Origin of the sequence: Fodinicurvata fenggangensis DSM 21160, assembly GCF_000686045.1 — a bacterium.
Taxonomy (GTDB): Bacteria; Pseudomonadota; Alphaproteobacteria; order Kiloniellales; family DSM-21159; genus Fodinicurvata; species Fodinicurvata fenggangensis.
In genome coordinates, this window is sequence record NZ_JMLV01000002.1 from 333,052 (window position 1) to 352,620 (window position 19,569).

Sequence of the window (19,569 nt, forward strand, 5' to 3'; positions counted from 1 at the left end):
TATCACGGAATCCATTCCGCCAAGGCCTGGTTTTCCACGTCACCACTTTCCCTGAGACCCTCTGCGATACGCTGCCGGTCACTGTCTGATTTGTCCTGGCTCGCTTTCGCCTTGCCCTCAAGGCGCGTGATCTCCAGGCGCAAGCCGACAATCCCCTTCAGCTTGGCCTCCACGAACTCCTCCGGTGCATCACGGACGGCCCAGGGATTCTCCCGATCCGCTTCGTGCCGCTCCGTCAACTGCGAGACCAGCTGCAGCATTGCTTCACGCTCGGTGAAGAATTCCACGACCCCATAAGCGTGAACCGCCGTATAGTTCCATGTTGGCACCACCTTGCCCGTCTCCTGCTTGGCGCCATACCAGGCCGGTGTCACGTAAGCCGAGGGGCCCATGAAAATGGCAAGTGCATCGCCCTGGACATCCATTTTCCACTGGGGGTTGGCACGCGAGAGATGGCCGTAGAGCGTGCCAAATTCACCTTCCCGATCCTCGAGAAGCAAGGGCAAGGCCGTTGCGTGCAGGCCTTCCGGCCCTGAAGTCACCAGATTGCACAGACGTGTCGCGCGCATCATCTGGTGAATTTCAGAGCGATCCTCGACACGGAATTGCGGGGGTCTGTACATGGCGGCTTCCCTCCTGGCCGTCGCGGCAGTTTCGATCCGGAGGCGGGCGCAGGTGCCTGTCCGGCTATACTGCTGCTTCGTTCGCCAGCATCGCCTCCAATTCCTCTGCATCCTCGGCTTCGATCACGCGCCTTGCAAGCGCATAGCTGAACCCCTGACGCCCCAGCGCGGCAAGATCCCGCGTGCGCCGTTCTTCACGCGCCTGCGTTTCACGAAAGGGTCCGAGCCGGCGTCGGCGGGCAAAAGCAACGGCAGCACGGAATTCCGAATTCGGTTTATCCTCTTCCAATTCCCTGAGGGCTGTTTCGATTTGCGCAGCCTCAACTCCCTTTTCGCGCAGCTTGCCCTCGATAGCGCGCGCTGACTTGCCTCGCCGGTGCAGACTGCGCGCCAGGCCGCGGGCATAGGCTGCATCGTCCAGGAATCCGTTGCGCCGCAAGCGAACGATCAACTCCTCGATCCAACGATCGGCTTCCTCGAAATCTCCGCCATGCACCTCGAAAGAGCGTTTCACCTTGCGCCGCAGGATGCGCCGAAGGTTGGCTTCGGAACTCACATAACGCTCAAGATAGAAAAGCGCGGCCCGTTCCAGGTAAGCCGGCGTTATCCGGCGTGGTTGCCGCCGCTGTTTCGACTTTTCCGAGTCACCTGAGGCGCTTTCCTGTCTTCCTGTGCTGTCCATGAATATAGTCTGCCATGTGCCGTACGCAGATGCGAACTGTAACCAGTGCGCTTGTTTCCCGTCTGCCCCGGGTATATCTCCTAGCGCATGACCGAGATCAGCGATACGCCTACAACCGCCTCGCCTGCAACAGAGGAATCCGGCGCAAAGCCGGCCACGCAGGTTGGTCCACGCATGCTGGGCCGCTTCAACCTAATGGGCCTCTGGACACTTTACCTGAAGGAAGTCCGGCGCTTCCTGAACGTGCTGACCCAGACGGTGGTCGCACCCGTGGTCATGTCGCTTCTGTTCCTGGCTGTCTTCACGCTGGCGCTCGGCCGGGGCTCCATGTCGGTTGCGGGCATTCCCTATCCGGAATTCCTGGCCCCCGGGCTGATCATCATGCAGATGCTGCAGAATTCCTTTGCAAACACCTCCTCCTCCTTGGTGATCGCGAAGGTTCAGGGCAACATCGTCGACGTGCTTATGCCCCCCCTGTCGCCGGGCGAACTGACCCTGGGATATGTGGGTGGCGGCATGACGCGCGGCCTGCTGGTGGGGTTTGCGGCCGGCCTGGCCGTCTGGCCCTTCGTGCGCTACGGCATCCATGATCCGCTGGCCATCATCTACTACGCCATCAACGCATCCATGATGCTCTCGCTTCTGGGGATTCTCGGCGGTGTCTGGGCCGACAAATTCGATCACATCGCAGCCGTGACGAACTTTGTGATCATGCCCCTGTCCTTCCTGTCCGGAACCTTCTATTCGGTGGAGCGCCTGCCGGAAAACTGGGTCTTCGTGGCGCACCTGAATCCCTTCTTCTACCTGATCGACGGTTTCCGCTATGGAATCATCGGTCACAGCGACAGCCCCATCTGGATGGGCGCCCTGATCGTGGCCGGGGTCAACGTCATTCTCTGGACGCTGACCTACCGGATGCTGGCCACGGGCTACAAGCTCAAGCCATAGAACGGAGCGTCAAGTGTCCAGGCTGTCTTCCGGTCCCAACTGGCGCGGACTCTGGGCTCTTCTCCGCCGTGGACTGCTGCGCTATCTGCGCAGCCTGCCGGAAATGGCCGGCGGGACAGCCAGCATGGGCCTGCTTTTCCTGCTTGTCTTCTCTGTGGCACTGCCGGAAGGCACGGCCTTTCAGCCCGGCGTGGATGCCCTGCAGTTCCTGGTTCCCGGCCTGATCGCCTGGGGCATGTTCTCAAGCGCTTTCGAGAACGTTGGCTTTCCCCTGCTGTTCGATCGCATGGAAGGCATGATCCAGGACGTCATGATGGCACCCCTTTCCCCGCTGGAACGCTTGGCCGGCTATGTTCTGCCCGGTATCTGCTGTGGCCTGATCACCGGCGCAATCATGCTGGCGCTCTTTTCCGTCTTCATCGATATCCCCCTGGATGCACCCTGGCGCAGTGCCGGCTTTGCCCTTGTAGGCTGTGTTCTCTTTGCCCTGATTGGCAGTCTGACCGGACTCTGGGCCGAAAAGTGGGACCAGTTCGCACTGGTGGAGAATTTCCTGGTCCTGCCCCTGGGACTGCTTTCCGGGACCTTCTTCACTCTGGACAGCCTGCCAGACGGCGGCCAGTTGGCCATCCTTGGCAATCCCGTCTTCCACATCATCGACGGCTTCCGCAGTGGCTTTACCGGCACCCTGGAGAGCACCGGGTTCCTCAGCCCCCTCCTGGCCCTCTTGCCGAGTCTCTTCCTGCTCTATTTCACCTGGCGCCTCTTTGCGCGTGGATACCGCGTGACGACCTGAACGCACGCGCGACGGCAGCCGGGGCCAGCGTTGACAGGTCATGGGCAACCCGGCATCGTCACGCCTTTCCCGTTGTGCGGGCGAAAGCCGCGCAGGATGACAGCCTTGGCAGCAGAAAATAAGGATTGCTGACGTGAGTGATGCCTTGATGAATACCTACGCCCGTGCCGACATTGCGTTCGAGCGCGGTGAAGGCCCCTATCTGATCACCCGGGAAGGGGACCGCTACCTGGATTTTGCCAGCGGCATCGCCGTGACGTCACTGGGCCATGCGCATCCACACTTGGTCAAGGCCCTGCAGGATCAGGCCGCACGTTTCTGGCACTGCTCGAACCTGTTCCGCATTCCCGAAGGCGAGCGCCTGGCTGAACGCCTGGCGGCAAATTCCTTTGCTGACCGTGTCTTCTTCTGCAACTCCGGTGTCGAGGCCTTCGAGGCGGCCGCGAAGCTGGTCCGCAAGTACTTCGACGACAGGGGGGAAGCGGATCGCTGGCAGGTCATCACCTGCAACGGGGCCTTTCATGGACGCTCCCTGACCGCAATTTCCGCCGCCGGCAACGAGAAGTACATGGCCGGCTTTGCGCCGCATGTCCCCGGCTTTACCCAGGTGGCTTTCGAAGACCCCGATGAACTGCGCGCCGCCATTACCGACGAGACCGCCGCCATTCTGGTGGAGCCGATCCAGGGCGAGGGGGGTATTCGTGCTCCGGAACTGGATTACCTGCGGGCGCTCAGGCAGATCTGCGATGAATCGGGACTGCTCCTGGTCTTCGACGAGATCCAGTGCGGCATGGGCCGCACGGGAACGCTCTTTGCCTATGAACAGGCCGGCATTGCCCCGGATATCATGATGCTGGCCAAGGGGCTGGGGGGCGGATTTCCCATCGGCGCCCTGCTGGCTACGGAAGGGGTCGCGCGCTCCTTCGGTCCCGGCAACCACGGCACGACCTTCGGCGGCAATCCCCTGGCCATGGCCTGCGGCAATGCCGTGATGGACGTGATGCTGGAAGACGGCTTCCTGGCCCAGGTGCAGGCCGTCAGCCGGAACCTGCGCGGACAGCTGGAGGACCTGGTCCAGCGGCACCCGAACGTCTATGCCGAGGTACGAGGAATGGGACTTCTGCTCGGCCTGCGCTGTGCTGTGCCCAATACGGATGTGATCGCTGCCCTGCGCCAGAAAGGCCTGCTAACGGTCGGGGCGGGTGACAATGTCGTTCGCCTTCTGCCACCGCTTATCATCACCGAGGCCGAGGTCGAAAGGGCGATTGGCATACTGAATTCAGTGGCGGAAGACTTTCGCCAGGCTGCGGAGTAGCATCATGTCCAGCGCAAGCAAACCCGGACTTCGTCACTTTCTAGACCTCGACACCTTCTCATCCGAGGAACTGAGAAAGATCCTCGACCTGGGCAAGGCCTGCAAATCCGGGCGTGCCGGCGCGGAAAAGCCTCTGGCTGGCAAGTCGCTCGCCATGATCTTCGAGAAACCCTCGACGCGCACCCGCGTTTCCTTCGAAGTCGGCATTCGTCAACTGGGTGGCGAGCCCATCGTACTGGAGCCCAGCGGTTCACAGCTTGGCCGTGGCGAGACCATTGCCGACACGGCCCGTGTGCTGTCCCGCTATGTGGATGCCATCATGATCCGCACCACCAAGGAAGAAAAACTCCTGGAGCTTGCGGAGTTTGCCACGGTTCCGGTGATCAATGGACTGACCGACCGCACGCACCCCTGCCAGCTGATGGCGGATGTCATGACCTTCGAGGAGCATCTGGGGCCCATCGAGGGGAAAACCGTCGTCTGGTCGGGTGACGGCAACAACATGGCAAGCTCGTGGATTCATGCGGCGGTTCGTTTCGGATTCGAGTTGCGCCTGGCCTGCCCGGCTGCGCTTTCCCCGCCGCGCGAAGTCGTTGCCTGGGGTCAGCAGGAAGGTGGCCGTATCCAGGTCACCGACGACGTGCAGAGCGCCATGAAGAATGCCGATTGCGTCGTCACCGATACCTGGGTGTCCATGGGGGACGATGTCGGAGATTCCATGCGCCGGCACAATCTGCTCAAACCCTTCCAGGTCACCGAAGACCTGTTCGCCCTGGCCAAGGACGAGGCCATCTTCATGCATTGCCTGCCAGCGCATCGCGAACAGGAGGTGACCACGGGTGTCATAGACGGACCGCGTTCCGTGGTCTGGGATGAAGCTGAAAATCGCTTGCACGCACAGAAGGGAATCCTGCTCTGGTGTCTGACATGACCGAAGAAGAGCGCCCCGTTGACTACACCCCCGACGACGACCTGGTTCAGCCCTTCCTGATCGAGCGAACCGGTATCCGGGGGCGCTATGTTCGTCTTGGAAGCGTGCTCGATACCATCCTGCAGCGCGCCGACCTGCCCGACCCTGTCGCTTCCCTGCTGGGCGAACTCGTGGCCCTGGGCAGCCTGCTCGGCAGCACCCTGAAGTACGACGGCATCTTCACGCTGCAGGTCAAGGCGGATGGCGCGCTCAAGACCATGGTCAGCGACATGACCAGCAGCGGCAGCCTGCGTGGCTATGTCGGATACGATGCAGACGCCGTGTCCCAGTTGCGCCAGGAAGTCGGCGACCAACCGGAAGACATCGTGGAATGGCTGGGCGAAGGCTACATGGCCTTCACCGTGGATCAGGGAGAGAACAGCGAGCGTTATCAAGGTATGGTGGAGCTTCAGGGCCCGCGCCTGGCCGATTCTCTGCGCCACTATTTCCGGCAGTCCCAACAGATCAATGCCGGTATCCTGGTGGCGGTGAGCCGGACCGAGCACGGTTGGCGCGGCGGCGCCATGCTGCTAGAGCGCCTGCCGGACAGCACCAAAGGCGATGTGACCGACATTTTGGAGGAAGACTGGCGTCGGGCCCTGATCCTCATGTCCAGCTGTACCGAGGATGAGCTGGTGGATTCGTCCATTTCGGCGGAACGCCTGATTTTCCGCCTTTTCCACGAGGACGGGGTCAGGGTTTTCGATCCGCAGAAACTCGATTCCAACTGTCGCTGCTCACGCGAGAAGGTGTTGAATGTGATCCGTTCGCTGCCCGAGGACCAGGTGCGCGATCTCAGTCACGAAGACGGCTCGGTGACAATGAAGTGCGAGTTCTGCAACACCGACTATCACCTTTCGCCGCAGGAACTCGATATGCTGCTGCAGGGAACAGGCACGACAGAGTCCTGAACGCGGCTTAACGGCAACGCCATCTGTCTTGGCTTTGCCTTATTCCGCTTCTAGGAAAGGGCAGAGGAAAGCATACCGGCCAACAAGAAACCGAGGTCACAAGACGATGTCGCCCCTATCCCGCCGTTCGCTTCTAGCCTCGTTTGCGAGCGTTGTTGTCCTTTCCGGTTGTGAAATGACGCCGCCGCAAAACAATTTCGCGGCAATCGGTTTCAGTCACCTGCAACCTTTGGTGCTCCAGGTGAACAGGGTCGAGATCCAGCAGGACTACGAGATGCCCCGACAGGCCCCTCATGTCGGTCATCGCTTCCCCGATCCACTGCCTGATGTTGCGGAGCGTTGGGGTCGGCAACGCCTGAAGGCCGCTGGGGGCGAAGCGCAGGCCCGTTTCAGGATACTCGAGGCTTCCGTCATCCAGGAGGAGCTGCCCACCACTCAGGGGTTGAAGCGTTTCTTCGTGATTGACCAGAGCGAACGCTATGACGGGCGCTTGCGCGTGGAGCTTGAGATCAGCGACCGCCTGAGCGGCCAAACCAAGACCGTACGCGCTGATGTCAGGCGCTCCGTAACCGTCCCCGAAGATGCTAGCCTGACGGAGCGCGAAGCCATTTGGTTCCAGTTGACCGAGGACCTGATGCGCCGTTTCGACCGAGAGATGGAACAGGCCATGCGAGAGAACCTGGGTGAGTGGCTGCAATCCTGAGGCAATCTCTGTCGTGTACACTGGCCCGCACAAGCCATGGGCCGCGCAAGCCGCAGAGGAAGCCGATCACTCTTGAGTGAATTCCGCTGGCAAGGGGATGACTTTGCATCTTCGCCACCCAATTCTTAGGATAGAATTGGAAATGACAGCAAAGCGCTCAGGGTGATCTCATGAAACGCCTTTCCGCCGCATTCGCCGTCCTGCTTACGGGCGGAGTTCTTGCCGGCTGCACCGCGATTACCATGGACCCGGTAACCATCGAGCCCTCCTACAAGGTCAGTGATCTCTGGTGGGCTGGCAAGGATGATGGCCTGCCGCTTTCAGTCAACGGCGCACCCTATGGCCTGAGCTCCGAAGAGGCGGCCGCCTCCTTTGCAGATCACATGCGCGTGCCCGGCTATGCGCCACAGGTTGAGATTCGTCCACGAACCTCAGCGGATGAGCGTGGTGGCTGGGGCGTGGTCCTGGCCTTCGATACACCGGAAAGCACGGCGGCAAGCGAAGTCTGCGGCATGACGCGCGGCCACGATCTGGAAAGCGTCTCGGCGGCTGATGGCCAGTCCCGCAGAATCTTTGCGGCCTATTGCCGGGGTGGCAGCCGTGTGACCAGCACCCGGGTTTCGCTGCCCGAGGGAATCGAAGGGCCGGATGACCCACAGCTGCACCGCAGCCTGCAGGATATCAGCCGCGCCCTGTTTCCCCGCAACAATCCCAATCTGGATGACCGGGACAATCAGGGCAACGACTGGAACAGCTGACTCCAGGCGTGCCAGACGGAAGACAAAACAAATCCCTGTATCGACACAACGATCTGTTTTACCTGCGGGGGAAATGCTGGCATAGTGCCGCGCATCGGTCTGCCAGACCGCGTTGTCAAGCCTATGCGGAACGTGATCCAGATGAAAACAAGCCAGCTCTTCCGGTTTTTTGCCGTTGTGAGTCTTTCCGGTCTGCTCCTCGCCTGCTCCTCCACGGAGCGGGAGTACGACTATCCCGTCGAAACCGACAGGAGAGGACGTACCGTCTATCAGTCCGAAACCGAACCCGGCGTTTTCGGAACAGACGGTATCCTACTAGTCGGCGAGCGCGAAGAAGATCCCCAGCAGGGTGGCGGCGGTTCCGGGATTGGCGTGAATGCCTATCTCTGGCGCGCCTCGCTGGATACCCTGTCCTTCATGCCCCTGGCCTCTGCGGATCCCTTTGGCGGCGTGATTCTGACCGAATGGTACACGCCCCCTGAAACCCCGGACGAGCGTTTCAAGGTCAACGTCTTCATCCTGGGACGCGATCTGCGTGCGGATGGAGTGCGGGCGACGGTCTTCCGTCAGGAGCGCGACCAGAATGGCAACTGGATTGACGCCGACGTAGAGCCGGACAGCAACCGGGAAATCGAGGATTCCATCCTGACCCGTGCGCGCGAACTTCGTATCGCCGGCCTTAATTGAACGTAGGATTTCGCCTCCACTAACCGATCCAATCCATAGTCAGTAAAGAAGGCGGAAGAGGTTCACGGCGATACGCCGCTCGCCGGAAAATGGCTCCGCGGCGCAGCCCTGTGAAATCCGCCGCGGACCAGAAAACATGAGTCGTTACAATCCGAAGGAAACCGAAAGCAAGTGGCAGAAGGCTTGGGAGACGGCTGACTGCTTCCTGACCCAGACGGATCCCGAGCGCCCCAAGTACTATGTCCTGGAGATGTTTCCCTATCCTTCCGGACGCATCCACATGGGGCATGTGCGGAACTACACGATCGGGGATGTGATTGCGCGCTTCAAGCGTGCCCGCGGTTTCAACGTCCTGCACCCCATGGGCTGGGATGCCTTCGGACTTCCGGCCGAGAATGCTGCCGCCGAACGTGATGTGCATCCGGCCGATTGGACCTATTCCAACATCGATGCCATGCGCGCCCAGTTGAAGTCCATGGGGCTGTCCATCGACTGGAGCCGTGAATTCGCCACCTGCCATCCAGGTTACTACAGTCACCAGCAAGCCCTGTTCCTCGACTTCATGCAGTCCGGGCTCATTGAACGGCGGGAATCCTGGGTCAACTGGGACCCGGTCGACCAGACCGTCCTGGCCAATGAGCAGGTCATCGATGGCAAGGGTTGGCGCTCGGGCGCGGATATCGAACGTCGTCGCCTTTCGCAGTGGTTTTTCCGGATCACTGCATTCTCAGACGAGCTTCTGGACGGCCTGGACGACCTTGAACGCTGGCCCGAGAAAGTCCGCTTGATGCAGCAGAATTGGATCGGGCGCTCGGAGGGTGCACGCGTCTTTTTTGACATCGAGGGGCGCGAAGAGCCCCTGGAGGTCTTCAGTACCCGTCCGGACACTCTGTACGGTGCCACCTTCGGGGCGCTTTCCCCGCATCACCCCTTGGCAGTCGAGTTGGCTGAGCGGGACCCTGCGCTCAAGGACTTCATCGCCGAATGTGATCGCCTGGGCACAAGCGAAGAAGCGATCGAGAAGGCGGAGAAGCGGGGTTACGACACGGGCCTGCGCATGCGGCATCCGCTCGTCGAGGGCAAGACGCTGCCCCTTTACGTGGCCAATTTCATCCTCGTCGAATACGGCACGGGCGCGATTTTTGGCTGTCCGGCCCATGACCAGCGCGACCTGGATTTCGCCCGCAAGTACGGCCTGGACGTCATTCCGGTGGTGCGACCGAAGGACGTGCCTTCTGCCGAATGGAGCATCCGGAACGAGGCCTATACGGGCGACGGCGTACTCTGCAATTCCGATTTCCTGAACGACCTGCCCGTTCCCGATGCCAAGCGCAAGGTTATCGAACGCCTGGAGGCGGAAGGCCTTGGCAAGGGCACGGTCCAGTTCCGCCTGCGCGACTGGGGCATCTCCAGACAGCGCTACTGGGGCTGTCCCATCCCGGTCATACACTGTCCGGACTGCGGGCCGGTGCCTGTGGCCAAGGAACAGCTGCCCATCGAGCTGCCGCGTGACGTTTCCTTCGATAAGCCGGGCAATCCCCTGGACCATCACCCGACCTGGAAGCATGTGAACTGCCCCAGTTGCGGTGGTGCGGCTCAGCGGGATACCGATACCATGGATACCTTCGTGGACTCCTCCTGGTACTTCGCACGCTTCTGCAGTCCACGGGCAGAGGACACCCCGCTCGAGCGTCGGGATGTGGACTATTGGCTGCCTGTGGATCAGTACGTCGGCGGAATCGAGCATGCCATTCTTCACCTGCTCTATTCCCGCTTCTTCACGCGCGGCCTGAAAAAGGCGGGCTATTTGAATGTGGAGGAGCCTTTTGCCGGGCTGTTCACCCAAGGTATGGTCTGTCACGAAACCTACCGCGCTCAGGACGGCCGGTGGCTGTCACCTGAAGATGTAACGCGTGATTCGGCAGGCGCCCTTGTGGATTCGGACGGCAATCCGGTTTCCGTCGGCCGTGTCGAGAAGATGAGCAAATCCAAGCGCAACACTGTCGATCCGGCTGAGATCATCGACAGTTATGGCGCCGATACGGCCCGCTGGTTCATGTTGTCCGACAGCCCCCCCGACCGTGAAATGGAATGGACGGATTCCGGCATCGAAGGGGCCTGGCGCTTTACCCAACGTCTCTGGCGCCTAGTGCGTGAGACGGCCGAAGACAAGCTGTTGCCACCGGCCGGCTTGGCCTGTCCGAAATCTTTCGGTGAGAAGGCTCTGGGCCTGCGTCGGCAGGTTCACAAGACGATCCAGGGCATGACCGAGGACATCGAGGCCTTTCATTTTAACAAGGCCGTGGCGCGCCTCTACGAGTTGACGAACACCCTGTCTTCGGCCACCGCAGCGCGGAATGAGGAAGGCATGGCCTGGGCCCTGCGGGAAGGATGCGAGAGCCTGGTTCGCTTGATCGCACCGATGATGCCCCATCTGGCGGAGGAGCTTTGGCAGGCGTTGGGTCACGACAATCTGCTCGCCGTTCAGGACTGGCCGGTAGCTGATACCAGCCTTGTCCAGGACGAAACCGTCACCATAGCCGTTCAGGTGAACGGCAGGCTGCGCGCCAAGCTGCAACAACCGCGTGACAGCGAAGAAAGCGTGCTGCGTGAAGCCGCGCTAGGCGACGAAACCGTTCAACGCTATCTTGAGGGCAAGGAACCGCGTAAAGTGGTCGTCGTGCCGAACCGGATCGTCAATGTCGTACTCTAGGAAACTCATTGCCCTGGCCATTGTCCTGACCGCAGGCGTCCTGCTTGCCGCCTGCTCGGTGCGGCCGCTCTATGCACCGGGAAGCATGGGAGAAACCAGCCAGGAAGCTTTTTCTTCAATCCGCATAGCGCCTATTCCGGATCGTGAAGGACAGATCCTTCATAACAAGCTGCGAAATCGCCTCAATCCGTATGGGCAGCCCACTGACCCCGATTATGTCCTGGTGGTGCGGCTGCGAGAATCTCGTGACTTCACGGCCGTGCGTCGCAGTGAAACGGCAACGCGCGAGAACCTCACGATCGAGGCCAACTTTGCGCTCCAGGACAGCCAGACACGACAGGACCAGACCGGCGGCCTGGCCATCGGCACCGTCGGCTACAACGTCAATCCATCGGGTTTTGCCACCTTTGTGTCCGAACAGGACGGTAAGGAACGGGCCCTGGAGGGACTTGCCCAGGAGATCCAGCGGCGCATCGGCCTGTTTTTCGCTGCCAGGGAAGAAGGCATCGGACCGGAAATCCATACCCAGGGCCCCTCGCCCGAAGCCTGGTCCACCTATGACGAGGATGACGAGGACGAAGCCACGTTCCAGGGCGATGATTGATTCGCCATCTGTACATTGGCATATGCCTGAGCGATGGAACTGAAGGGCGAACAATTCGACAAGAAGGTCAAGGCCGGGCCTCTCGACTACCGCGCCCTGCTGTTCTATGGGCCGGATCGTGGATTGGTGGAAGAACGCGCGAACGCAGCGGTTCGTTCGGTTCTTGGGGAAATCGACGACCCCTTTCGTCTTGTCGAGCTTACACCTGCGCAAGTAAAGGACGAGCCCGCACGCCTGCATGATGAGGCCTCGTCGCTATCCTTTTCCGGAGGCCAGCGCGTCATACGCCTGCGCGGTCTGGGCAATGAGGCCGGACTGCTGCGGGATTATCTGACAGAACTTCCGGGTGATGCCCTTCTGATTGCCGAAGCCGGCGAAATACCCCGCAAATCGGAGTTGGTGAAGCTTTTCGAGAAAGCGGGCGAATCTGCAGCCGCCGTTGCCTGTTATCGCGATGAAGGCGCCAACCTTGGCCGCTTTATCGATGCCTTTTTCCAGGAACAGGGTCAGCAGCTGGACCAGGAGGCACGCAGCTATCTGGCTGCCAATCTGGGGGGTGACCGGCAATTGACCCGCCGAGAGCTCGAGAAACTCTCCCTCTATGCCGCGGACAAACGAACCATCGATCTGGATGATGCGCGCACCAGCATCGGCGATTCCGCGGCACTTTCCCTGGACGATCTTTCCTTTGCCGTGGCAGACGGGCGGCTTTCGGAACTCGAACGGACTTTGAATCGCAGTTTGGATGAAGGCGTAAGTCCGGTGGCAGTGCTGCGGACCGTTTCACGTCATTTTCAACGCCTGCACCTCACGGCCGGTCTTCTGGCAAGCGGAGAGGATATCGACACAGCCATGAAAAAGCTGCGGCCGCCGGTCTTCTGGAAAGTGGCGGATCGATTCAAGACCCAGGCCCGGACCTGGCCAATCGGGCACCTGACTCGTGCGCTCGAACGCTTGATGGAAACAGAGGCCGCCTGCAAGAAGACGGGCGCGGCCGACAACCTGCTTTGTTCTGACAGTCTGTTTGCCATAGCCCGTGGTGCCCCGAGGCAGCGCAACAGGCCGCGGACAAACCGCCGCTCGCAATAACGGCTATTGATGGAACACGGAATTCACAAACCGCTGTCTTGAGCCGGGGTCTGGTTCAGACGCCGCAGCACATCGTCAAGCTGATCGAGCGTATCGTAGTGAACCGTTAGAACTCCGCCCTCGCCATTGCCATGCAGCTCGATATTCACCTTCAGTCCCAGCAGGGATGAAAGATCGCGTTCCAGAGCCAGCGTATCGGCATCCTTGGCCGCACTCGTCTTGTTTGAGCCGGCCTTCCTGGTCGCTGAGGCAGACTTGCCCTGGGCGTCCGTCTCACCTGCACCGGCTTTTCGGCTGCTGACCAGGCGTTCGGTATCCCGCACGGTCAAACCGCGACGCACCACTTCTTCAGCCAGACGTTCCGGTTCCTCTGCGGAAAGCAAGGCGCGCGCATGACCCGCAGAGAGACTGCCGTCGCCCACACGCTCCTTGACCCGGTCAGGCAGGTTGAGCAAGCGCAGAGTATTGGCGATATGAGGGCGGCTTTTCCCGATCAGACGGCTCAATTCTTCCTGGCTGTGGGAAAAGTCATCGATCAGACGGCGATAACCTTCCGCTTCCTCGATAGGGTCGAGGTCCTGCCTCTGTACGTTCTCGACAATCGCAAGCTCGAGCGCCGTACCGTCATCCAGCTCGCGCACGAGAATCGGGACTTCGTGCAGCTGGGCCCTTTGAGCGGCCCGCCAGCGCCGTTCGCCCGCAATGATCTCATACTCCGATGGACGCTCGGGATGCCGACGGACCAGAATGGCCTGCAAAAGCCCCTGTGCCTTTATGGATTCAGCCAGGGAGTCCAGGGCTGCTTCGTCGAAATGACGCCGGGGTTGCACCCGGCTGGGGTGTAGATGCTCAATCGGCACGGTCTTGTTAGCCCGCTGACGGTCCAGATCTGCATAGTCACCCGCGGCTTCCCCAAGCAGTGAGGCCAGGCCACGTCCCAGGTTATTGCGCTTCGACGACTGGGATTCGCTCATATCGCTTTGTGCTCCTTCTTCAACCCACCGGGGACGCGCACGACAGCGCGATCAGGACGCCAGGGCTTCCGTTGTCAGGGCGCGCCCCTCACGGCGCAGGACTTCGCGGGCCAGATGCAGGTAGGCCTGGGATCCTGCGCAGCGCAGATCATAGAGCAGGACCGGCTTGCCATGAGACGGCGCCTCGGAAACGCGAACGTTACGCGGAATAACCGTCTCGTAAACCCGCTCTCCCAGGAAAGCCCGCACATCATCCGCAACCATGTTGCACAAGTTATTGCGGCTGTCGAACATGGTCAGCACAACCCCTTGAAGCTCTAGATCCGGATTCAGTGTCTGGCGAACCCGTTCGACGGTCTTCAGCAGATGGCTCAGACCTTCCAGCGCATAGAACTCCGCCTGTAGTGGCACCACCAGCGCATGGGCCGCCACCAGGGCGTTGACTGTCAGAAGTCCAAGTGCCGGGGGACAGTCGATCAGGATATAGTCCCAGTCTCGCGCACTGCGCAGCAAGGCCTCGGCGAGCCGCCGATCCCGCTGCGGGAGGTTGACCAGCTCCAATTCGGCCCCGGACAGCTCCACGGATGAAGGCAACACATCCAGGTTCGGAACACGCGTTGGCAGCACCACATCATCCAGCTGCGAGGAGGCATGCAGGACTTCATAGACCGTTTTGCGGGATTCATCATGCTCAAGACCAAGACCTGTCGTTGCATTGGCCTGGGGATCCAGGTCTATGATCAAGACCTTCTCTCCGCAGGCCGCCAGGGCTGTGGCCAAGTTGATTGTCGTCGTGGTCTTGCCGACACCGCCTTTCTGGTTGGCAACAGCCAGTATGCGGGGGTCCGATTTCGTGGTCTTGGCAGTGTTGTCGCTCATGAGGCTGTCCCTGATCAACGAGTGAACGGACCGAGACGAAGAATTCGGCCCTCCTTGTCGGTGCGGCTGGCCATGACCTCCGCCTTGCAAGGATCTGCTGGCATCTTCCCTGCTTTCCGTAAAAGCGTCAATTCTTCATCCAATCTTGCGCCCTTCAGGAACAGGCAATAACCGCCCTCTTTGAGATGCGGTTCCGCATAATCCACAAGCCGGTCCAGCCCCGCGCAGGCACGGGCCGTTACGTAATCCATTGAAGGAACAGCCAGACTCTCAATACGCTGATTATGAATTATGGCCTGGCTTCCTGTTTCACGTGAAACTTCCCTCAGGAACGCACATTTTCGTGTGTCGGATTCGACAAGATGCGCCTCTCCTGCTCCCAGCAAACTGAGCACCAGTCCGGGAAAACCCGCTCCGCTTCCGAGATCGAGGAACTGCAATGTCGCGTTGGACTTTCCGTTCATGAATGCAAGAAGCTGTGCCGAATCCAGGAAATGACGGCGCCAAAGGTCCGGCAAGGTCGAACGGCTCACCAGATTGATCCGTTCGTTCCACTTCCGCAGCAGAGCGGCATAAACCTGAAAACGCTCCAACGTTTCACGTGAAACATTCAGCTCCCGCGAAAAGTCATGTTCCGTGTAGTGAGACACCGATTGACTCACGCAGCTGCGGGTCGACGGCGCCGAACGTGGCGCAGTAAAAGCAGCGTGGCAGCAGGCGTTACTCCAGGTATTCGCCCCGCTGCACCAAGAGTCGCAGGACGCGCAGCCTCTAGTTTTTCCCGAACCTCATTGGAAAGCCCTGAAATCCGGCCATAATCCAGATCTTCTGGCAATTCCAACGCTTCATCCTTGCGGTAGGCCCGTATGTCCGCTTCCTGGCGTTCAAGATAAGCGGCATAACGGGCGTCTATCTCGATTTGATCCGCAATCGAGGGTTCCAAATGGCCCAATTCGGGCCAATAGGACTTCAATCGCTCAAGCGTGATGTCCGGATAGCGCAGCAGGTCGAAGGCCTTGCGGCGCTGTCCATCGCGATTGATCGAGAAACCTGCCTTGCGCAGGGCATCGGGTGTCGCCTCCAGGGAACGGACAAGCTGCATGGCTTCTTCGAGACGGGACTTCCGGTCCGCATGCCGCTCCAGGCGCACCTGTCCGATGCAGCCCCAGGACAGTCCTTTATCCGTCAGACGTTGATCCGCATTGTCGGCGCGCAAATGGAGGCGATACTCCGCCCGGCTCGTGAACATTCGATAGGGTTCCGTGACGCCCCGCGTGATCAGGTCGTCGATGAGTACCCCGATGTAGGCCTCAGCGCGATCCAGCTGGACCGGCTGTTCCTGCCCTCCTGCTTTCAGCGCTGCGCTGAGACCGGCCATCAGGCCCTGAGCGGCGGCTTCTTCGTAGCCTGTCGTGCCATTGATCTGGCCGGCAAGATAGAGGCCCGGTATGCGTGATGTCTGTAGATCACATCCCAATTCACGTGGGTCTACATAATCGTATTCGATGGCATAGCCGGGCTGCAGAATGCGTGCGTTCTCCAAACCCGGAATGGTCTTCAGAAGAGACGCCTGGACATCTTCCGGCAACGAGGTCGAGATCCCGTTCGGATAGACCGTGGTATCATCCAGACCTTCTGGCTCCAGGAAAATCTGATGCTTGTCCTTGTCGGCAAAGCGAACCACCTTGTCTTCGATCGAAGGACAATACCGCGGTCCCGTGGAATCGATCTGACCCGAATATAAAGGAGCGCGATGAAGATTGTCGCGTATCAGGGCATGTCCGGCCGCAGAAGTATGCGTGATATGACAGTGGATCTGTGGTTGGCGGATACGATCCGTCATCCAGGAAAAAGGCTCCGGCGGATCGTCGCCTGGTTGTGATTCCAGGCTGTCATAGTCAATGCTGTTGCCATCCAGTCGGGGGGGTGTCCCCGTCTTCAAACGCCCCAGCGCAAAACCGGCCTCCTCCAACCGTAACGCCAGGCCGCTGGCCGGTTCATCGCCAACTCGACCTGCGGGAATCTTTCGGTCCCCGATATGAATCAATCCGCGCAAGAAGGTGCCGGTGGTCAGGACCACGCTTCCGCTCTTGAGCACTCGCCCATCCGCAGTCACCACACCTTCGCATTGGCCGTCCTGCATCAACAGGTCCTCGACAGAGCCTTCCAGGATATCCAGATGATCCTGCTGAGACAGGAAAGTCTGTATTGCTTCCCTGTAGAGACGACGATCCGCTTGGGCGCGCGGGCCACGAACGGCTGGGCCCTTGCTGCGATTGAGGACACGGAACTGGATACCGGCCTGGTCGATAGCGCGCCCCATCAGGCCGTCCAAGGCATCGATCTCGCGCGCCAAATGCCCCTTCCCCAGGCCGCCGATCGCGGGATTGCAGGACATGACCCCAAGCGTGGATTTCTTGTGAGTCACCAGAAGGGTGCTGGCCCCACAGCGCGCCGCCACGGCCGCAGCCTCGCAGCCGGCATGACCGCCTCCAACAACGATCACATCCCATGTCTCTTGCTTGTCCATCATGGGCGGAAAATGCGTGAGTGGCCCATCAGAAGTCAAGCTGACAAAGGCTGACGGACTCTGTTTCACGTGAAACAGTCATTTTCCTATACAGAAATCCCGGAAGATGACGTCCAGCAAATCCTCCACATCGACCCGGCCGGTTATCCGTCCAAGTGTGGACAAGGCATGGCGGATATCTTCGGCCATCAAGGAAATGTCCGGCGCCGATTCCGCACGCTCAAGCGCCGCGGCGCAATCCTCAAGGCTTTCCCGGTGACGCTGACGTGTCAGCAGTACGGGTGCTTCATCCGTTTCTGCATGGAGCCTGGTGAGTTGCTCTTGTATGGCTTCCAGCAGTTTTTCAAGGCCCTCACCCGTCTTTGCGGAGAGATGATAGGCCTTGTGCCCCTTAAAGCTGGCGGGCGGGTCTTGTCTCATCACGTCTCGCTTCGTGATCACGGCGATGGCCTTGTCGTCCAACAGCCCCAATCCACCCCTGTCGGGCTGCGCGATCTCCAGTCCATCAAAGAGCACAAGCTTGAGATCCGCCTCCTCTGCCCGCATCTGGCTACGGCGCATGCCTTCCGCTTCAATTGCGTCCGCAGACCCGTCCTGACGCAATCCCGCTGTATCGCTGAGGATGACCGGAAAGCCGGCGATATCCATCGCCACCTCAATGACATCGCGGGTCGTGCCCGCCATGTCCGAGACAATTGCGGCTTCGCGTCTGGCCAATTTATTCAAGAGTGAGGATTTGCCCGCGTTCGGGGCCCCCAGAAGCGTGACCTGAAACCCCTGGCGAATACGCTCGCCGACATGGCTTGTGGCCAGGAAGTCCTGCAGCTCTTCACGAAGTTCCTTTATCCCGAGCAAGCTGCGCTCCAGGAGCCCATTCGGAATTTCCTCGTCGCTGAAATCGATCGTGGCTTCCATATGAGCCGCCAGGCGAATCAGTCTGTGCCGCCAGCTTTCCACCTGGTCCGACAGCGCTCCATCAAACTGACGCTGGGCTTGTCGCCTCTGTACATCTGTCTGGGCATCGATAAGGTCAGCAAGCCCTTCAACCTCGCTCAAGTCCAGCTTTTCGTTGTCAAACGCACGCCTGGTGAAATCACCCGGTCCTGCCGCCTGGACGCCTTCAAAGCCCGAAAGAACCCGCAGAACGGCCGAAACCACCGCCTGACTGCCATGCAGGTGCAACTCCGCACTATCCTCTCCTGTAAAACTCCCCGGGCCGGGAAACCACAGCACCAAGGCTCGGTCCAGAAGTTCACCACTTATGGGGTCCCTGATGGATCTGACACGTGCTTCACGCGCCGGCGGTCGCGTGCCACAAAGACGATCCAGAACAGCGCCGCAAGCGGGACCTGACAGGCGCACAACCGCAACAGCCGAACGGCCCCTCCCGGATGACAGGGCATAGACCGTGCTATCAGGACAGGCGCTGTTCATTCCTTCTTGTCAGTCGGCTGGGCCCAGGGTTCCATTACGCCGGGCCCGAACCAGCTGCGGGTCACCTGCCAGGGCGAAAGACGCCTCTTCTCCTTCAGTGGCTCCCGAGGCGTACCGATGTAAAGAAATCCGACCAGGGCATCCTTGCCTTCCAGACCAAAGGCTGCCTTGACCTGTTCGTCGTAGGTGTTCGGACCGCTCAGAAACACCCCGCCATAGCCCAACGCTTCCGTTGCCAGCAGCATATTCTGCGATGCCGCCATTGCGGCCTCATACTGCTCGATGACGGGCACCTTGGGGTGTTCCGCATTGATGCGCGCACCCACCGCTATGATCAGTGGCGCGCGCAAGGGCTTGCCCCTTTGCTCTTCCAGCTTCTTTGCCGGCATGTCCGGTTCCCGGGCGCACGTTGCCTCGACAAAAAGGTCGCCCAGACGTTCGCGTGCCTGTCCCGTGATCAGGAAAAAGCGCCAGGGCTGCAAAGCGCCATGATCCGGTGCCGTAAGCCCAGCCTCCAGAATCTGAGTCAATTCCTCTTCACGCGGCGCAGGTTCGGCAAGTTTCTTGGCATCGGCCGAGCGCCGTCCGTGCAGCAAAGTCATGGCATCCATATATGCGGAACTCCCATCCAATTGAGGCTTCTGGTCGTCAGGGGCAATTTATCCGTGGAGCTCATTCCTTGTCCGTCTGTTTGCCCGATTTCTCCTGTTCCTGGTTGCCTCCCCCTGTAAACTGGCTCCAGAAAGTCTTCTGCAATTGCTCCCAACCCTGCATCGAACTCGGCAGCCAGGTTTTATAAAGGGTTTCGGGATCCATGGCCTGCAATCCGGAAAGCATGCGCTTTTCAATCTCTTCCATGGCCGCTTTCTGCATCGGGGCCACATCGGGAAGACCCAGAAAACTGCGGGCTTCCTCAGGTGTACAATCTATATCTATCTTGATTTTCATGGAAA

20 protein-coding genes are annotated in these 19,569 nt (G+C 60.1%); 11 read left to right on the forward strand and 9 right to left on the reverse strand.

Annotated elements, in window-relative coordinates:
- Positions 1–2 precede the first annotated feature (2 nt).
- Positions 3–623, reverse strand: coding sequence for an FMN-binding negative transcriptional regulator (locus BP38_RS0104740; RefSeq protein ID WP_026986795.1), 621 nt, complete (start codon positions 621–623; stop codon positions 3–5).
- 64 nt (positions 624–687) lie between these two features.
- Entirely contained in the window at positions 688–1,305 is a 618-nt protein-coding gene (locus tag BP38_RS19050; protein ID WP_051608978.1) for a regulatory protein RecX, read from the reverse strand.
- 174 nt (positions 1,306–1,479) lie between these two features.
- Between BP38_RS19050 and BP38_RS0104750 the strand changes: the two genes are divergently transcribed.
- The 11 genes from BP38_RS0104750 (at position 1,480) to holA (ending at position 12,799) form a co-directional block, all read left to right on the forward strand.
- Positions 1,480–2,253 carry an ABC transporter permease gene (locus BP38_RS0104750; protein ID WP_026986796.1) on the forward strand — a complete coding sequence of 258 codons (774 nt, stop codon included), beginning with the start codon at positions 1,480–1,482 and terminating at the stop codon, positions 2,251–2,253.
- A gap of 13 nt (positions 2,254–2,266) precedes the next feature.
- Entirely contained in the window at positions 2,267–3,049 is a 783-nt protein-coding gene (locus tag BP38_RS0104755) for an ABC transporter permease (RefSeq protein ID WP_026986797.1), read from the forward strand.
- A 133-nt stretch (positions 3,050–3,182) separates the two neighbouring features.
- The gene (locus BP38_RS0104760) at positions 3,183–4,364 is read left to right on the forward strand and encodes an aspartate aminotransferase family protein (RefSeq protein WP_026986798.1); all 1,182 of its coding nucleotides are present in this window, start codon (positions 3,183–3,185) and stop codon (positions 4,362–4,364) included.
- A 4-nt stretch (positions 4,365–4,368) separates the two neighbouring features.
- On the forward strand, positions 4,369–5,295 hold the full coding sequence (gene argF, locus BP38_RS0104765; protein ID WP_026986799.1) for an ornithine carbamoyltransferase: 927 nt from the start codon (positions 4,369–4,371) through the stop codon (positions 5,293–5,295).
- Positions 5,292–6,245 (forward strand): Hsp33 family molecular chaperone HslO, encoded by a 954-nt coding sequence (gene hslO / locus BP38_RS0104770; protein ID WP_026986800.1) that lies wholly within the window; start codon positions 5,292–5,294, stop codon positions 6,243–6,245. The genes argF and hslO overlap by 4 nt, the downstream gene beginning before the upstream one ends.
- A gap of 175 nt (positions 6,246–6,420) precedes the next feature.
- Positions 6,421–6,948, forward strand: a complete 528-nt coding sequence (locus tag BP38_RS0104775) for a hypothetical protein (RefSeq protein ID WP_155992200.1) — start codon at positions 6,421–6,423, stop codon at positions 6,946–6,948.
- Positions 6,949–7,118: 170 nt separating this feature from the next.
- The gene (locus tag BP38_RS0104780; RefSeq protein ID WP_026986802.1) at positions 7,119–7,706 is read left to right on the forward strand and encodes a hypothetical protein; all 588 of its coding nucleotides are present in this window, start codon (positions 7,119–7,121) and stop codon (positions 7,704–7,706) included.
- Positions 7,707–7,847: 141 nt separating this feature from the next.
- Positions 7,848–8,393: a DUF3576 domain-containing protein gene (locus BP38_RS0104785; protein ID WP_026986803.1), complete on the forward strand. Its 546-nt coding sequence runs from the start codon at positions 7,848–7,850 to the stop codon at positions 8,391–8,393.
- A gap of 136 nt (positions 8,394–8,529) precedes the next feature.
- Positions 8,530–11,106 (forward strand): leucine--tRNA ligase, encoded by a 2,577-nt coding sequence (leuS, locus tag BP38_RS0104790; RefSeq protein ID WP_026986804.1) that lies wholly within the window; start codon positions 8,530–8,532, stop codon positions 11,104–11,106.
- Positions 11,093–11,710 (forward strand): LPS assembly lipoprotein LptE, encoded by a 618-nt coding sequence (lptE, locus tag BP38_RS0104795; protein WP_026986805.1) that lies wholly within the window; start codon positions 11,093–11,095, stop codon positions 11,708–11,710. The genes leuS and lptE overlap by 14 nt, the downstream gene beginning before the upstream one ends.
- A gap of 33 nt (positions 11,711–11,743) precedes the next feature.
- Entirely contained in the window at positions 11,744–12,799 is a 1,056-nt protein-coding gene (gene holA, locus BP38_RS0104800) for a DNA polymerase III subunit delta (protein ID WP_026986806.1), read from the forward strand.
- 23 nt (positions 12,800–12,822) lie between these two features.
- Here holA and BP38_RS0104805 read toward each other — a convergent pair whose 3' ends face one another.
- From BP38_RS0104805 to BP38_RS0104835, 7 genes are all read right to left on the reverse strand, one after another.
- Positions 12,823–13,773, reverse strand: a complete 951-nt coding sequence (locus BP38_RS0104805; RefSeq protein WP_026986807.1) for a ParB/RepB/Spo0J family partition protein — start codon at positions 13,771–13,773, stop codon at positions 12,823–12,825.
- A gap of 51 nt (positions 13,774–13,824) precedes the next feature.
- Positions 13,825–14,652: a ParA family protein gene (locus BP38_RS0104810; protein WP_026986808.1), complete on the reverse strand. Its 828-nt coding sequence runs from the start codon at positions 14,650–14,652 to the stop codon at positions 13,825–13,827.
- Between the two features lie 14 nt (positions 14,653–14,666).
- Positions 14,667–15,302, reverse strand: coding sequence for a 16S rRNA (guanine(527)-N(7))-methyltransferase RsmG (gene rsmG / locus BP38_RS0104815; protein WP_035723603.1), 636 nt, complete (start codon positions 15,300–15,302; stop codon positions 14,667–14,669).
- Positions 15,303–15,310: 8 nt separating this feature from the next.
- Positions 15,311–17,185 (reverse strand): tRNA uridine-5-carboxymethylaminomethyl(34) synthesis enzyme MnmG, encoded by a 1,875-nt coding sequence (gene mnmG / locus BP38_RS0104820; RefSeq protein WP_035723606.1) that lies wholly within the window; start codon positions 17,183–17,185, stop codon positions 15,311–15,313.
- Positions 17,186–17,260: 75 nt separating this feature from the next.
- Positions 17,261–18,616, reverse strand: a complete 1,356-nt coding sequence (gene mnmE, locus BP38_RS0104825) for a tRNA uridine-5-carboxymethylaminomethyl(34) synthesis GTPase MnmE (RefSeq protein WP_026986811.1) — start codon at positions 18,614–18,616, stop codon at positions 17,261–17,263.
- Complete coding sequence (locus tag BP38_RS19055) at positions 18,613–19,227, reverse strand: nitroreductase family protein (RefSeq protein ID WP_081816456.1); 615 nt, start codon at positions 19,225–19,227, stop codon at positions 18,613–18,615. The genes mnmE and BP38_RS19055 overlap by 4 nt, the downstream gene beginning before the upstream one ends.
- 61 nt (positions 19,228–19,288) lie before the next feature.
- Complete coding sequence (locus tag BP38_RS0104835; RefSeq protein ID WP_026986812.1) at positions 19,289–19,564, reverse strand: DUF6489 family protein; 276 nt, start codon at positions 19,562–19,564, stop codon at positions 19,289–19,291.
- Positions 19,565–19,569: the final 5 nt, after the last annotated feature.

Coding starts and splice junctions, on each gene's coding strand:
- BP38_RS0104740 (WP_026986795.1), bottom strand. CDS start 623: ATGTACAGACCCCCGCAATTCCGTGTCGAGGATCGCTCTGAAATTCAC.
- BP38_RS19050 (WP_051608978.1), bottom strand. CDS start 1,305: ATGGACAGCACAGGAAGACAGGAAAGCGCCTCAGGTGACTCGGAAAAG.
- BP38_RS0104750 (WP_026986796.1), top strand. CDS start 1,480: ATGCTGGGCCGCTTCAACCTAATGGGCCTCTGGACACTTTACCTGAAG.
- argF (WP_026986799.1), top strand. CDS start 4,369: ATGTCCAGCGCAAGCAAACCCGGACTTCGTCACTTTCTAGACCTCGAC.
- hslO (WP_026986800.1), top strand. CDS start 5,292: ATGACCGAAGAAGAGCGCCCCGTTGACTACACCCCCGACGACGACCTG.
- BP38_RS0104775 (WP_155992200.1), top strand. CDS start 6,421: ATGACGCCGCCGCAAAACAATTTCGCGGCAATCGGTTTCAGTCACCTG.
- BP38_RS0104780 (WP_026986802.1), top strand. CDS start 7,119: ATGAAACGCCTTTCCGCCGCATTCGCCGTCCTGCTTACGGGCGGAGTT.
- BP38_RS0104785 (WP_026986803.1), top strand. CDS start 7,848: ATGAAAACAAGCCAGCTCTTCCGGTTTTTTGCCGTTGTGAGTCTTTCC.
- leuS (WP_026986804.1), top strand. CDS start 8,530: ATGAGTCGTTACAATCCGAAGGAAACCGAAAGCAAGTGGCAGAAGGCT.
- lptE (WP_026986805.1), top strand. CDS start 11,093: ATGTCGTACTCTAGGAAACTCATTGCCCTGGCCATTGTCCTGACCGCA.
- holA (WP_026986806.1), top strand. CDS start 11,744: ATGGAACTGAAGGGCGAACAATTCGACAAGAAGGTCAAGGCCGGGCCT.
- BP38_RS0104805 (WP_026986807.1), bottom strand. CDS start 13,773: ATGAGCGAATCCCAGTCGTCGAAGCGCAATAACCTGGGACGTGGCCTG.
- BP38_RS0104810 (WP_026986808.1), bottom strand. CDS start 14,652: ATGAGCGACAACACTGCCAAGACCACGAAATCGGACCCCCGCATACTG.
- mnmG (WP_035723606.1), bottom strand. CDS start 17,185: ATGATGGACAAGCAAGAGACATGGGATGTGATCGTTGTTGGAGGCGGT.
- mnmE (WP_026986811.1), bottom strand. CDS start 18,616: ATGAACAGCGCCTGTCCTGATAGCACGGTCTATGCCCTGTCATCCGGG.
- BP38_RS19055 (WP_081816456.1), bottom strand. CDS start 19,227: ATGGATGCCATGACTTTGCTGCACGGACGGCGCTCGGCCGATGCCAAG.
- BP38_RS0104835 (WP_026986812.1), bottom strand. CDS start 19,564: ATGAAAATCAAGATAGATATAGATTGTACACCTGAGGAAGCCCGCAGT.